This is a genomic window from Halomonas sp. SpR1, assembly GCF_031010175.1.
Taxonomy (GTDB): Bacteria; Pseudomonadota; Gammaproteobacteria; order Pseudomonadales; family Halomonadaceae; genus Vreelandella.
In genome coordinates this window covers 1-12,009 of record NZ_JAUAMB010000029.1, presented here as the reverse complement: position 1 = coordinate 12,009, position 12,009 = coordinate 1, and the positions used below count along the sequence as shown (strand labels likewise).

Here is a 12,009-nt window from a genome sequence, read left to right as displayed (position 1 = left end):
GAGCGTCGTTCCGACGCCTCCTGAACTGCCCCTCTATTTACCAAACTGGGCGAACACTTCTTCGCCGGTCAATTGCTTGGTTTTTTCTGCTAGTGAATAGAAGCGCGGCTTTTGATCGATAAATATTTGCTCGGTTATTATCCAATCATCCGCACCATCAAGAAGCCCAACGGGAAGCGCGTAATGTCCATCCTGCTTTAAGCGATAGAAGAGGTGGGTGCCACACTGCTGGCAGAAACCACGCTCAGCCCACTCAGAAGAACTGAAGGTGGCTATATGCTCTGAGCCTTTAAAGTCCACATCACCGGCAAACTCAACCGCAAACAACGGGCCACCACCCCACTTTCTACACATCGAACAGTGGCAAACACCGACATGGTTGCTTTGGGTGGTAACGGTGACGCTGACTATACCGCACAGGCAAGCCCCCTGAAGTTGTGTGGTAGATGCCATGCTTGTCTCCATCAGTTGTTATTACACTTAAATCGTATTTAACCCTTAAAAGCCAAGATAGCTCAAAATTGCCCTCGCACTATTGGCCCCCTTTAATCTATGAGGGCTTTCCGCTATGGGCGGGTATATTTTGGATCAAGGGGGGTAGATAACAGCACGCTTAGCTTTCTCACCAGGGCCCAGTGGCAACGAAACCCCGCCATCATGCCTAGATTGAGGATTCCGCAACATTACGACACCAGCGGATGAATTATTTTGGCCAAAGCCGTACCAAGGGCATAGTGCTGATCTTCGTCCAAATGAACGCCATCAATCCGGCTAGTGGGTGTCACCAGTCCCGCATCGAAAAAGTAGCATTCGCACTCTTCGGCGACTGCTTCAATGGCTGCAGATAATCCCACCGCTTTTCCCTCGGCTCCTTCAAACTTTGGCGCTATATTGCCTTTCGCTTTTTGAATTTCGGGAGGAGCAACGAGCATGACCGGAGGCACTGGCATGCCCGGCTCAATGGGAGCACGTCGAATGGCGCTAACCAGTGTCTTTAACCCCTGCGCTGATTGCCAAGCATTGAAATGATGCATAGATTGAAAGTCGTTAGTGCCTAATAGCATAACTACCAGCGACAACGGCGAATTGATCTCTATGCGCTGCTCTAACCCCTCCAATCCGTTGCGTCCTGGTTTGTAAGGGTCATCCCACACGGTTCGACGTCCGTTCAGGCAATCCTCGATAATCCTTACAGAAATGCCCGCTTCAAGCAGTTCCTTTTCCAACACTCCTGGCCAACGGTGTTCGAAATCTAACCGACTACGGGTATCCGGGATAATGCCCCAGCTTAATGAGTCTGCGTAAACAAGAATCTGATGCATGGCTTCCCCCGTGGCTTAGTTCACAGGCTTTGTTTGTATGATTAATGCTGGCCCGGATCTTGACACCAACCTGACATGCGATGAGGCCCACCAGCACATATTCGATCCCCAAGCTACCCGTATCTGATCGGGTAGAATAATCACCGGCCAATAATCATCTGAAGCCTACTGACAAGTAGGCGAAAGACCAGCTTCAAAGGAAATGACTTATAGGCAGGTGGATCAGTTGGAAGAGAACTGGGATCCTTGAGAAACTTGGTTGCAATACGTGACTGAAGAGCCGGTGTTTCGCCTACAAATCGTTGGCGATACAACGAGATCCAGTGCTGCGAATTTTCGAACGTAACAAAAAGAGGGGAATTGCAGCACGCTGCCACTATACGACTCGTTGGTGATTTAACACGAAATTTATAAGGATGGAGATGCTCCTGACCGCGCACTACAGCGTATCGATCATTACGATGAAGCACATAGGGGGTTCCCAGGAATTGATCCATGACGGGCTCCGGCGGCAAAAGTTTTGCAAGCTCATCTGCCGCAAATTGACAATCATCACAATGGCACACAGTGCAATAAATTGGCGCTCCCACAAGCTCAACGGCAACTTGGCCACATGAACACTCGACTAAAAATGTATCAATCGGCATGCGATTATCTCCATGTGGGCACTATCGTCTAGGCTCCCCTGCGGCAATAAAGCGCCTGCTGACAAGTAATCCGGCCACTGCGCACTGCTATGCAAATCTCGCCCAAAAACATACCGAAGCTAGAATTCTAAAGGGTCAATGGTTAAGCGTTGAGCCAATGCTTCTTGGAGAGTCTGCCCAGCCGCTTCGTTGAATAGTACAAAACGGATCAGGCGCACTTTGTGCAAGGTCGGCAGTATGGTTTCCAGGGTAGCCGCGCACACTTGAGCAGCTTCTTCCGCTGGGTAACCGAAAGCACCAGTAGAGAGTGCCGGGAAGGCCAGCCGCTCAATGCCGTGCTCATCGGCTAACTTCAGCGCATTGCGATAACAGTCAGCCAGTAGTTGATCCTCCGGCTTATCGACGCCATATACCGGGCCCAGGCAGTGAATCACCCAACGATTGGGCAAATTATGGCCGCCAGTGAGTACCGCTTGGCCCGGAGCGATGGGTGCCATAGGCCGCCCCTCTTCCGCTAAGCCAGGCCCGGCAGCGCGATGAAGCGCCCCAGCGACGCCGCCACCGGTTCGCAATTGTGCATTGGCAGCATTAACCACTGCATCCACATCGGACTGCTGGGCAATATCGCCCACCACGCACTCCACGCGGATTCTGCTCTGATTGCTCATAAACTCCCCCATCTATTACGACGCATAGCTGACGCTCGCTAATGAAAGCTTCCTTTACTACGGCTAATACTGGAAATGCTGACTGAACAGAGCACCTTCGTTCAACCTATCGTTCATGCGTTGTCTTCGATAACCGCCCCGGCTTCACGCATTTCGTTCATCACGGCGCTCAATTGCTCCGGGTTCACTGCGCGAGTGGCATCGGCGATCAAGTGGGTTTCAAAGCCGAATTTACAGGCGTCTAGCACGGTAGCCTTAACGCAGACATCGCAGGCCAGCCCACCAATCCAAACGCGCTTGATCCCTCGACTCTCAAGAAAGCCCTGAAGACCAGTGCCGTCGAAGGCGGAGTAAGCATCGCGGTCGAATGCTGTGCCCTTGCTCACTCGCACAGTGTCCGGTGGCAATTGCAGCCCCGGGTGAAAGGCGGCACCTTCGGTGTCCTGAAGGCAGTGCTCTGGCCAGGGGCCACCTTGGCTCTCAAAGGAGCAGTGCGCCACCGGGTGCCAGTCCCTGGAAGCAATAACAAGAGCGCCCTGCCGAGCGGCCTTAGCCAACCAATCGTTGAGCACAGGCACCACCGCATCGCCACCTTCAATGCCCAGCGCCCCGCCGGGGCAAAAATCGTTCTGCACATCCACGGCGATTACTGCATCTTGTGAGCAAAGTGTTTCCGCTGTATGCATAAATGCCTCCTTAGTTAATCCAAGGCAAGCGGAGACGAAACAATCTTCATTACGCCAGCATGTTGCTCACTATGCAACAACAGCGCCTAGTGCTTGCGGCTTGCGCGCCATTGAAATGAAGCTAAAGGTGCAATGGAAAGAGGGCGTCCCCGCGCCAGTATTTGTGATGTCAAAACTCAATCAACACGAGAGTTATCATGGGTACGAAAAACGATAGCCAACATCAGGAATGGGAACCATGCGATATAAGCAGGAAACCACTGGAACCACCACCCCGGGGAGAAATAAATAGCTTCGGGCTTTCCAAACATAAAAATGGCAACGACGTTTAGCAATAATACGATTGAAAACCCGGCAGCACTGATAACCGAAAATATACGACCTAGCTGCTTCAACCTCCCTTTAAGCATTGAAATTCTCCTTTATAAACTATTTCTGTATAACGCCGCAGACATCGGTTTTTCTGGCAAAATGCTTAGTTAGCGCCTAGCGCTTTACCCATGAAAACCGCTGACGCCGGGCAGAGTCCAGCAAATTGGGGAGTCTGAGTGATGGCTTTTGGAGCATCTGAACGATCTAGCACCTCATAGCCCAACCTCTCAAAAAAACCATCCGCCGTGGTGGTAAGAAGATACAGCGCCTTTAAATGAGAGCGCGCTGCCCACTCTTCAGAAAATGCTACAAGTTTTTGTCCAAGACGATTGCTTCTATGGGCTGCAGAAATCGCAAGCGAGCGAAGAAGACCGAAATCACCGCACACCTCTACCCCTATGACACCCCAAAGCTCGCTTTCATGATGGAAGCCGAAGAAGTAAACGTCACTATCATCCCGCAAATCAGAAACTGGCAGGTCACAAGCAACCAAGAGATCAATGACTTCTTGGCTATAAGCGACTTGTTCCATGCAAACCTCCCCAAACGCTAACGAAACCGTAGAAAAGCCAATGGTAAATCTCTTCTCGATAATTAATACGCCCTTGTTAAAGCCTAGTCAGCCAGTAATACGGGCGGCGCCGGTCATGTGCAACAGCAAGAACCTGAAAACCTCCTGGTTGCTCTCGATAGACGATGGATAGTGGAAATCGATGAAGGGGAGCCCTGCGAATGTCTGGCTCAAGCTGGACTTGCCAAACTTCTGGCGACTCGTCAATCAATACGGCCAGGGCCTCAAATTCCTCTATAAAGGCACCACCCAACCCTGGAACTTTCGACTCGTAGTAACCGACTGATTCCAGAAACTCGGCTTCCGCTGCCGGGTGAAAAAAATAGTTCATTTGATCAGTGCTCGAGCCTTCCTCATAACGTCGTCACCAGGCACAGCTTGCACCGACCCATTATCAAGTTCTTCTGCTCTCCTGCGAGCCTCAAACAACCAGTCGGATTTCAGCTCTTCCTCTGTCGGAGATTCAAGACTCAAGACCAATCGCTGGATCAACTGAGCTCGCTCCTCTTTTGGCAGGTGGAGCGCCTCGTCTTCAATTTTTTGGAGACTCATGGGCGAAACCTCTCGTTCGTTTATCCGTGAATTTTGGCACGGTTGGGTAGCGACTGCCATGTATTTGCTTTTACGCTTTAACGCCCTATGTAAGCCGCTGCGACGAAGCGCAGCTAATCGCCAGTCGGCTAGATAGCACTGAACGACGGTCGCTGCTTTGCCTCCCTTGGCAGCAACCTTAAGGGCCTCCATTAATAGCGCTGAATTAAGCCGCACCGCTTTGCGGTGTGGGTTTAAATGAATTGTTAGGATCTACCGCTCAGTCAAAGCGAGCTGTACGCCTAGACCCGCGAATGCTGCCGCGAAGCTTCTGCGCAACCAATTCTGAACCTTTGGTGAGTCAATGACAGTTGCTCTAAATGCATGGGCAAGCTGCCCGTAGATGATGAAGACAACAAAAGTCATCGCCATGAAAATAGCGCTCAGTCCGAGCAATTGTCCTAACGATGACTGGGTGTCAGTTGCAACGAACTGCGGCAAGAAGGCTAAGAAGAAAATGGTCAGCTTGGGGTTAAGGATATTCAGCAGGAACGCCTTACTCATAAGCGAAACGGCATCGCCCTTTCGCCTCACCTCATGAACAGAGAAAGCGCTTCGATCACGCCAAGTAACGACGGCAAGGTAAAGAAGATACACAACACCCGCATACTTGAGCACCTGAAATGCTATCGCGCTCGTATGCATGATGGCCGCCAGGCCCAGAACAGTGGCCAGCAGGTGGGGCACAATACCAAGTGTGCAACCGATGGCAGCATAGAGACTTGCCAGGCGCCCATGCATTAAGCCAATGGAAACGGTAAAGATAACACCTGTACCTGGGATAAGTACGACAACCAATGAGGTAAGCAAGAATTCAGCAGAGAACATGAAAGACGACTCCTCTATGGGGCATGTCGCTGCCCGATGCACAGCAGTGCAGTAGGTTCCAAGTCTGGAGGCAATCTCAATGCTTCCTTCACCCTTGTATCATCGAACCCTGCTACTAGAACACAACCAACTTCGAGAGCAGTACTCTGAAGATGGACATTTTGAGCTAGAGCCCCCGTTTCCATATAGACATAGCGAGCGCCACGCTCTCCCTGGGGTGGCTGAGATTCAAAGTGCCGAACCGCATCGTCAAGTTTCGCGGTAACCCCGATGACGAGAGCCGCTTCTTTCAACCATGGTTGATCGCCAATCCCTAGCTCTTGCACTGCCCCTTCCGAAACACGGTTCCCCGTTAGGTTTAACGAATGGCTATCAGTCTGATACTCATAGATACCGGGTTCCAGTTCCGATACCCGCTGCACCAAAATTTTCAGGTGCAGCGGATATAACCCACCAGCCGATGGCGTTGCTCTTCTCTTATCCGGCCCTGTTACGCCCTGGGCCGACCAAAGCAATTGAGACAAAACATCGATTGATAACGGGGCATTCGTGTACTCCCTTACGCTGCGCCGAGCCGCAATACTGCCAACCAATGACTTGGAGTCGTGCTGTTCTGGAGCAGGTAAGTTGAAGACCATGCGTTTACTCCCTATGTATAACAGTGATTATGTGATGCTAATCGACGATGAACAACTTAGCTCCCTGCTCCGTCGAAGAACGATGGAATTCGATATTATCAGCGACTTGATAGTTCGAACTAGGCGTGAGGACAAAGCAACCACCATCATCTTGCTCAGTATGAAGCTCACCTTCTAGGCAGAGTAATATGTGCCTTCTAGCACACCAATGATCTGATAAGACACTACTAACTCGGACTATTGCGCGCCAAGAGAGCGCCAGCACCGATCATCAAACTGCCAGTACCCCAATCCCACCACTGCCGAATGCGCGGTCTGCGTAATGCCCCCGCTACACGCTCCATAAGTAAGACGATGCCCCACCACCATGCGACACCAATCAGTACATCAAGCACACCGAGTATCAAAATTTGCCGAGCTGCACCGACCATCGGATCGATGAACTGGGGTAAGACACTAAGGAAAAAGATGATCGCCTTGGGGTTGAGCAAATTGCACAAAAAGCCATTGGCAAAAGCACGGCTGCGGCTAGTGATCTTGATGTTTTCTCGTGCGTCTGCCTGTGCACTAAGGTGCTGGCTACGTCTGCAGTACAGAACTGCTAGCCCCATCCAGATCAAGTAAGCCGCGCCTGCCCAACGAATCAGTATAAACAGCTCAGCGGAGCGGGCCGCAATGGCCGAAAGGCCCAGAGCAGCCATCAACATGTGTATACAGAGCCCGCTTTGAGCACCCAGTGCAGCGGCTAAACCAAGTCGACGATGCTGTACCGCATATCGACTGACTAGCAGAAAATCTGGACCAGGAATAAGGTATGCCAGCAATACGACTGCGATGAAGCCAATAAGCTCAATGCCCATCCACTTTCCTCCTATTACTACAACCCCTTGGTATGGAGCTAGCGGCGACGAGCGGCAATCAGCAGGTGTTACAGACCGCTTCTACCGGACTCGCATCGTACTCATCGTGGCGCCGAACCCAGTCCATGATTTCCTTCTCGTTGCGGCCCTTCGGCGTGATGTCGAGATAAACGAAGGCGCCAATGACCTCCTCATTGCCACGGGCGTAGCTAGAGTAGGTGTGGAACACTGCCCCGCTTTCATCCTTGTAGAAAACGCTAAGACCGGGCAGTTCTTCACTGAAGTATTTCGGATCCTCAATCGCTTGGTAATTGTAGTAGAGCCGAACAGCCTCCAGGTCTTCCCGGTCGAAAGAGACCTGAAAGTCGAAATTAAAATCGCTGCAAAGAGAAGACACCCACCGGGCTGTCCAGTCCATGCGCCTACGATAGGTTTCCAGCTTCTCCAGCGGGGCGCGGGATACTCGGACGTAACTGACATCGTGATTGGCAAGATGGACGATGGCGCCCTCGGCATGATCTGCCTCCAACGAACAGCTCGGGCAGCCTTCACTCCAGTCAGGGCCGAACATAAAATGATGAACGACCAGTTGACTGTTTGTGCCGAATAGCTCAGCAAGCGTCCTCTTCCCTTCCAGTGTGTCGAAGATGTATTCCTTCTCCACCCTCACCCATGGCAGCTCGCGCCGCTCACAGGCGACCAGATCGCGCATGCGGGTGAGCGCCTTCTCGTTCTTTAGGTGGGCTTTGCGTGCCTGAAACCATTCCTCTTTGGACACTACTCTCGGTGATTCAATTTGGCTCATGACGGACTTCCTCGCGTGGATTCAGCGTTGCTCCGGCTTGCAGCACCGGAATAATGCGTTTTGCATAGAGTAGTCGTTCGCCACTGATCAAAATCGACAACACCGGCGCAATTAATGACGATGCGCTTGGTGAAGTATTGATGCATCGAGGCCTTAGTTCGACAGGTTGAGCTGCCAAGAAACGCCATACTTATCCTTTAACCATCCAAACTGCTCACTGAAACCGTAGTTATTCAAAGGCATTAGCTCGGCGCCACCCTCAGCCAGGCCATGAAAAGCCTTTTCAATTTCACGTTTAGATTCACACTCCACACACAATGACATCGATGGCGTGAAAGTAAATTGATGATCAAGGTGGCTATCTAGCGCCAGAAACTCAGTACCGTTTATCGTAAAGCGTGCCATCTTGGTAGAACCCTCCGGCTCATTCTCACCCGCTTGGTAGCGCTGAATATCGATGATTTCTGAACCAGGGAACAGTGAGGTATAGAACTTGATTGCCTCTTCGGCCTTCCCGGCTTGTTCTCCAACAAACATTAGCGATGTCGTAATGGACTTCATTGGTGCCTCCGTTCCAATTGGTACACATAACGCTGAGTTTAGCGCCCTTGTAATGGAGGCGAAGCCACAGACAAAGGGCGTCTGGCTGACATCGGCCGCATACTATTAGGCTTATGAATTACCAATCGCGCCGGATACGCTCATCAATTGAGCAACTGGGGTCTTCCTTTGTATCAAAGTAGGCGGGATAGAAGCTGCAGCCAAAATATCTACATCGCTGTCGCGCTTTAAACCACCAACGACAGAAGAGCCGAAGAGATAAATGCCGACGACCGCCTCACCAAACACATTTTCAACGACTGACTGTGCCTGCCTTGCTTCATCTGGTATCTCTGGGTTTACCATATGCTCAGGGAGTTCCTCTCGCCATCCTCTAACTACCGAGTAAGCTCAACACAACCATTTAAGGTTATAATCACGGTCTAAGCCCCCTCGACATCAACGCCAAGCCTCGAGCCTATTACTGTGTACAACCACCATAGAAGTGAAAATAGCCGAGCCAAGCCTGTTCGCAAAGGCCTGCACCCAAAGAATCTTCACAACCAAGGCTATGACTTCCCAGCTCTCGTAAAAAGCCACCCAGCGCTAGCCTCCCATGTGAAACCGAACGCTCATGGTGAACTTTCCATCGATTTCGCAGATCAACTGGCAGTAATAACGCTCAACGCCGCGTTATTAAACCGATACTACAACATTGTCGATTGGGATATTCCAGAGGGCGCGCTTTGCCCTCCCATCCCAGGCAGGGCCGACTATATTCATCACATGGCGGATTTATTGGAGTTTGGGCTTGGAAATAAACAGCCCAGCATCAAGCTGCTCGATATAGGGACTGGTGCCAATGGAATCTACCCGCTACTGGCCTGCCAGATTTACGGCTGGCAGTGTGTCGGTAGTGACATTAACACTCAGTCGCTTGAGAACGTCACCACGATTATTAACCACAACCCCACACTCAAAGATCGCTTCACACTGCGCACGCAACACGATAAGAACCACATATTTGAAGGGATCATTCAAGCTGGGGAGTTCTTTGACGTCAGCGTATGCAACCCGCCCTTCCATGCCTCGCCCGATGAAGCCCTTAAAAGTAGTCAGCTTAAGCTCAATAACCTTGCGCGTAGTCGCGGTGAACAAAAAGCAAAAACCAAATCGCCTACGCTGAATTTTGGCGGGCTGGGGGCCGAGCTTTGGTGTAAGGGGGGCGAACAGCTGTTTCTTAAAAAGCTAATAAGAGAAAGCCAAGCGTATTCAACTCAATGCCGCTGGTTTAGCAGCCTGGTTTCAAAAGCTGACAATGTTAAGCCTGCCAAGAAGCTGATTCGCAAGCTCGGGGCAGTTGATATACGGGAAATAGAGATGAAGCAGGGAAATAAGATCACGCGGATATTGGCCTGGACATTCATCTGAGCCGCTGCCGAGGTGATGCATGATTATGCGAAATCTACCGTGACATTATTCCGCTGTAAGCACATCCCTCAGGATGGAGAACTGTCAGTGCTCGATCAGATAGCCCGCTACATGAAAGGCACCTGGCTAAAGCGGGTCTTGGTAGTCAATTATCACCATGGCGTATTGATCGTGGTTATAGGGCTTGAAGCGCGGCATGCTGATCACTCCGAGTATGTTTTCTCGAACCTGCCAAACTTAGCCGTCAGTGGCTTTTTTCTACAGCCTCAGCGCTCAAAATAACGGCTCGTTTATACGCCCGACTGCTTTTGCTCGTTATACGATCATTCCTCTTCTTTTCATTTCTTCCTCAAGGTTTTGCGGAATGGGGCGACAGGAACAGTTTTTAAAATGCTCCAAGTGCCACTCGATTCTTTCCTCTAAGGTAGGGTTTTTAGGCATCCTATGGTTTCGATGCCACTCTGCGTTCGGTTTTTTCATAGTGGGCTCTAGCTGTCATAGGCTTGAAGGGCGACAGGCAGCGAGCGTATAACTATGTTGCCTGCTGCTGGCAGGCCAACGAGTATTGCACTGATTATTTCTTCTCTAGATGCGCCCGCCTCCTTCGCAACCTTCACATGAAATTGAACACCACTATCAAGGCCTTTAACAGACAATACGGCTAAGTAAGCAAGGCTCTCTGTTTTCTTGTCTAAAGCACAGGCATTGCCCAAGCTCTGGACTGCTATCATCCATGCTTGAGCATGCTCCGGCGCTTCCTGCACAAATATCTGATAAGCATTGCTCACCAAGTTTTCATTACCATTCATTTCGTTCCCCTTTTTCTTTAGGCTCATACGCCCTCCATAAACAGCGCGAGGAAGGAGCGTCCTGCGACCGAAAGGAGCGAATTAAATGGCTTGGTTATGCCCTTTTTTCATCAGTGACAGGAACCAGCTGGTATGTGTGCCAATCAGTGATGAATCGTTTCAAAAAGTCATCTTTGGTTAGAACCGTATCAACATAGCCAAGATCACGGAGAAGCACCACCATCAACTTACGAGTGTCTGTATCAATTCTATTCCGTCTAGCTCGCCACTCTGGACTTAGCTTTCCACTCGCCAGAATCTATTACTGCCTCATCTGAGGCAAAGAAAAAAAGCCGGTGCCCAGCTCCATCACTTACGAATTCAGCTCAGGCAGATTGCAGCGAGATAATGGCAGGATGGTGGCCATAGGGGGCGATGATGCCCGTTGCTCGCCCAAGCGTGGATACAAGCTACAGAGAGAGCTCGCCTGTGGGAGCTTGTCGGGAATCGGCGGCCATGATGCTGCCACGGCCGCTTTCAGATCCCACAGCCGCCACGAAAGGAGCTGCCCGCCCTATGCAAGGGCGGTTTTGCTGACTAGCACGACACCGAAGGCGATCAGCATCAGCAACACCACTTTGCGGAAGGTATCGGCATCCATCCGCTGGCGCACGATACCGCCGATCTTGGTGCCGACGTAGACGGGTATCAGCCCTAGCAGCGAGATCCAAATCGATTCGACCGTCATGAGTCCCAGCTTCGCCAGGCCCACGGCCATAACCAGGCTCGAAAGGCTAAAGGAGATATTGATCGCCTGGATAAACCGTTTGGGATCGAGTTGAAGCGCCAGCAGAAACGGCAAGACCGGCATGACTTGCGATCCTGTCATGCCATTCACCACACCGGTGAGAAAGCCGGAAACCGGGGCAAGTTTGCGGCCCAGGCTCTCCGACATCGGTTGGCCAGGGCGAAACAGCGTGAAAGCGCCGTAGCCGATAAGCACCAGGCCCAGTATCGCGCCGGCGACCAGGCTATCGATCAGATCCAGTACGGCGAGGCCGATCAGCAGGCCGGGAATGGTGGCGAGAAACATCGGCCAGAAACGCCGCACCGTCTCCCCAAAGTGCCCTGCCTGCGACGTCACCCCCTTATTGAGTAGCGCTACACTTTAGAGTCCGATCCTATGCATAAGGAGATTGGACATGAAGAAGCGTTTCAGTGAAGAACAGATCATTGGCTTCCTGGGCGAAGCCGAAGCGGGA

General features: G+C 51.4%; 20 protein-coding genes. 2 read left to right on the top strand and 18 right to left on the bottom strand.

The genetic code is table 11. The annotated features are described in order from the left end of the window. Positions 1–33 precede the first annotated feature (33 nt). From QT231_RS17690 to QT231_RS17615, 16 genes are all read right to left on the bottom strand, one after another. Positions 34–453 carry a GFA family protein gene (locus QT231_RS17690; RefSeq protein ID WP_308338155.1) on the bottom strand — a complete coding sequence of 140 codons (420 nt, stop codon included), beginning with the start codon at positions 451–453 and terminating at the stop codon, positions 34–36. Positions 454–683: 230 nt separating this feature from the next. Further along, positions 684–1,322, bottom strand: a complete 639-nt coding sequence (locus tag QT231_RS17685; RefSeq protein ID WP_308338154.1) for an SGNH/GDSL hydrolase family protein — start codon at positions 1,320–1,322, stop codon at positions 684–686. A 140-nt stretch (positions 1,323–1,462) separates the two neighbouring features. Next, positions 1,463–1,969 (bottom strand): DUF6151 family protein, encoded by a 507-nt coding sequence (locus tag QT231_RS17680; protein WP_308338153.1) that lies wholly within the window; start codon positions 1,967–1,969, stop codon positions 1,463–1,465. Positions 1,970–2,088: 119 nt separating this feature from the next. After that, positions 2,089–2,637, bottom strand: coding sequence for a macro domain-containing protein (locus tag QT231_RS17675; protein ID WP_308338152.1), 549 nt, complete (start codon positions 2,635–2,637; stop codon positions 2,089–2,091). A 113-nt stretch (positions 2,638–2,750) separates the two neighbouring features. Continuing rightward, a complete protein-coding gene (locus QT231_RS17670) occupies positions 2,751–3,323 on the bottom strand; it encodes a nicotinamidase (RefSeq protein ID WP_308338151.1) in 573 nt (190 codons plus the stop codon). A 176-nt stretch (positions 3,324–3,499) separates the two neighbouring features. After that, positions 3,500–3,733: a hypothetical protein gene (locus QT231_RS17665; protein ID WP_308338150.1), complete on the bottom strand. Its 234-nt coding sequence runs from the start codon at positions 3,731–3,733 to the stop codon at positions 3,500–3,502. A gap of 65 nt (positions 3,734–3,798) precedes the next feature. Beyond that, entirely contained in the window at positions 3,799–4,227 is a 429-nt protein-coding gene (gene arsN2, locus QT231_RS17660; protein WP_308338149.1) for an arsenic resistance N-acetyltransferase ArsN2, read from the bottom strand. A gap of 76 nt (positions 4,228–4,303) precedes the next feature. After that, positions 4,304–4,597 carry a type II toxin-antitoxin system RelE/ParE family toxin gene (locus QT231_RS17655; RefSeq protein ID WP_308338148.1) on the bottom strand — a complete coding sequence of 98 codons (294 nt, stop codon included), beginning with the start codon at positions 4,595–4,597 and terminating at the stop codon, positions 4,304–4,306. Further along, positions 4,594–4,818, bottom strand: coding sequence for an addiction module protein (locus QT231_RS17650; RefSeq protein WP_308338147.1), 225 nt, complete (start codon positions 4,816–4,818; stop codon positions 4,594–4,596). Before QT231_RS17650 ends, QT231_RS17655 begins: the two co-directional genes overlap by 4 nt. Positions 4,819–5,070: 252 nt before the next feature. Then, positions 5,071–5,685 (bottom strand): LysE family translocator, encoded by a 615-nt coding sequence (locus QT231_RS17645; protein ID WP_215094711.1) that lies wholly within the window; start codon positions 5,683–5,685, stop codon positions 5,071–5,073. Between the two features lie 14 nt (positions 5,686–5,699). Continuing rightward, a complete protein-coding gene (locus QT231_RS17640) occupies positions 5,700–6,323 on the bottom strand; it encodes a SagB/ThcOx family dehydrogenase (protein WP_308338146.1) in 624 nt (207 codons plus the stop codon). Positions 6,324–6,360: 37 nt separating this feature from the next. Then, entirely contained in the window at positions 6,361–6,588 is a 228-nt protein-coding gene (locus tag QT231_RS17635) for a DHCW motif cupin fold protein (RefSeq protein ID WP_308338145.1), read from the bottom strand. Next, the gene (locus tag QT231_RS17630; RefSeq protein WP_308338144.1) at positions 6,551–7,183 is read right to left on the bottom strand and encodes a LysE family transporter; all 633 of its coding nucleotides are present in this window, start codon (positions 7,181–7,183) and stop codon (positions 6,551–6,553) included. The genes QT231_RS17635 and QT231_RS17630 overlap by 38 nt, the downstream gene beginning before the upstream one ends. Before the next feature lie 58 nt (positions 7,184–7,241). Next, the gene (locus QT231_RS17625; RefSeq protein WP_308338143.1) at positions 7,242–7,988 is read right to left on the bottom strand and encodes a thioredoxin family protein; all 747 of its coding nucleotides are present in this window, start codon (positions 7,986–7,988) and stop codon (positions 7,242–7,244) included. Between the two features lie 153 nt (positions 7,989–8,141). Further along, positions 8,142–8,549, bottom strand: a complete 408-nt coding sequence (locus QT231_RS17620; protein ID WP_308338142.1) for a VOC family protein — start codon at positions 8,547–8,549, stop codon at positions 8,142–8,144. Positions 8,550–8,660: 111 nt separating this feature from the next. Then, entirely contained in the window at positions 8,661–8,894 is a 234-nt protein-coding gene (locus QT231_RS17615; RefSeq protein ID WP_308338141.1) for a nucleotidyltransferase domain-containing protein, read from the bottom strand. Positions 8,895–9,014: 120 nt separating this feature from the next. Between QT231_RS17615 and rlmF the strand changes: the two genes are divergently transcribed. Together rlmF and QT231_RS17605 are read left to right on the top strand one after the other, a co-directional pair. After that, positions 9,015–9,959: a 23S rRNA (adenine(1618)-N(6))-methyltransferase RlmF gene (gene rlmF / locus QT231_RS17610; RefSeq protein WP_308338140.1), complete on the top strand. Its 945-nt coding sequence runs from the start codon at positions 9,015–9,017 to the stop codon at positions 9,957–9,959. An 87-nt stretch (positions 9,960–10,046) separates the two neighbouring features. Next, complete coding sequence (locus tag QT231_RS17605) at positions 10,047–10,241, top strand: hypothetical protein (protein WP_308338139.1); 195 nt, start codon at positions 10,047–10,049, stop codon at positions 10,239–10,241. A gap of 206 nt (positions 10,242–10,447) precedes the next feature. On the opposite strand, the gene QT231_RS17600 is transcribed toward QT231_RS17605, so the two are convergent. Both QT231_RS17600 and QT231_RS17595 read right to left on the bottom strand, forming a co-directional pair. Then, positions 10,448–10,795, bottom strand: a complete 348-nt coding sequence (locus QT231_RS17600) for a carboxymuconolactone decarboxylase family protein (RefSeq protein ID WP_308338138.1) — start codon at positions 10,793–10,795, stop codon at positions 10,448–10,450. A 526-nt stretch (positions 10,796–11,321) separates the two neighbouring features. Further along, complete coding sequence (locus QT231_RS17595) at positions 11,322–11,891, bottom strand: sulfite exporter TauE/SafE family protein (protein WP_308338137.1); 570 nt, start codon at positions 11,889–11,891, stop codon at positions 11,322–11,324. Between the last annotated feature and the right edge of the window lie 118 nt (positions 11,892–12,009).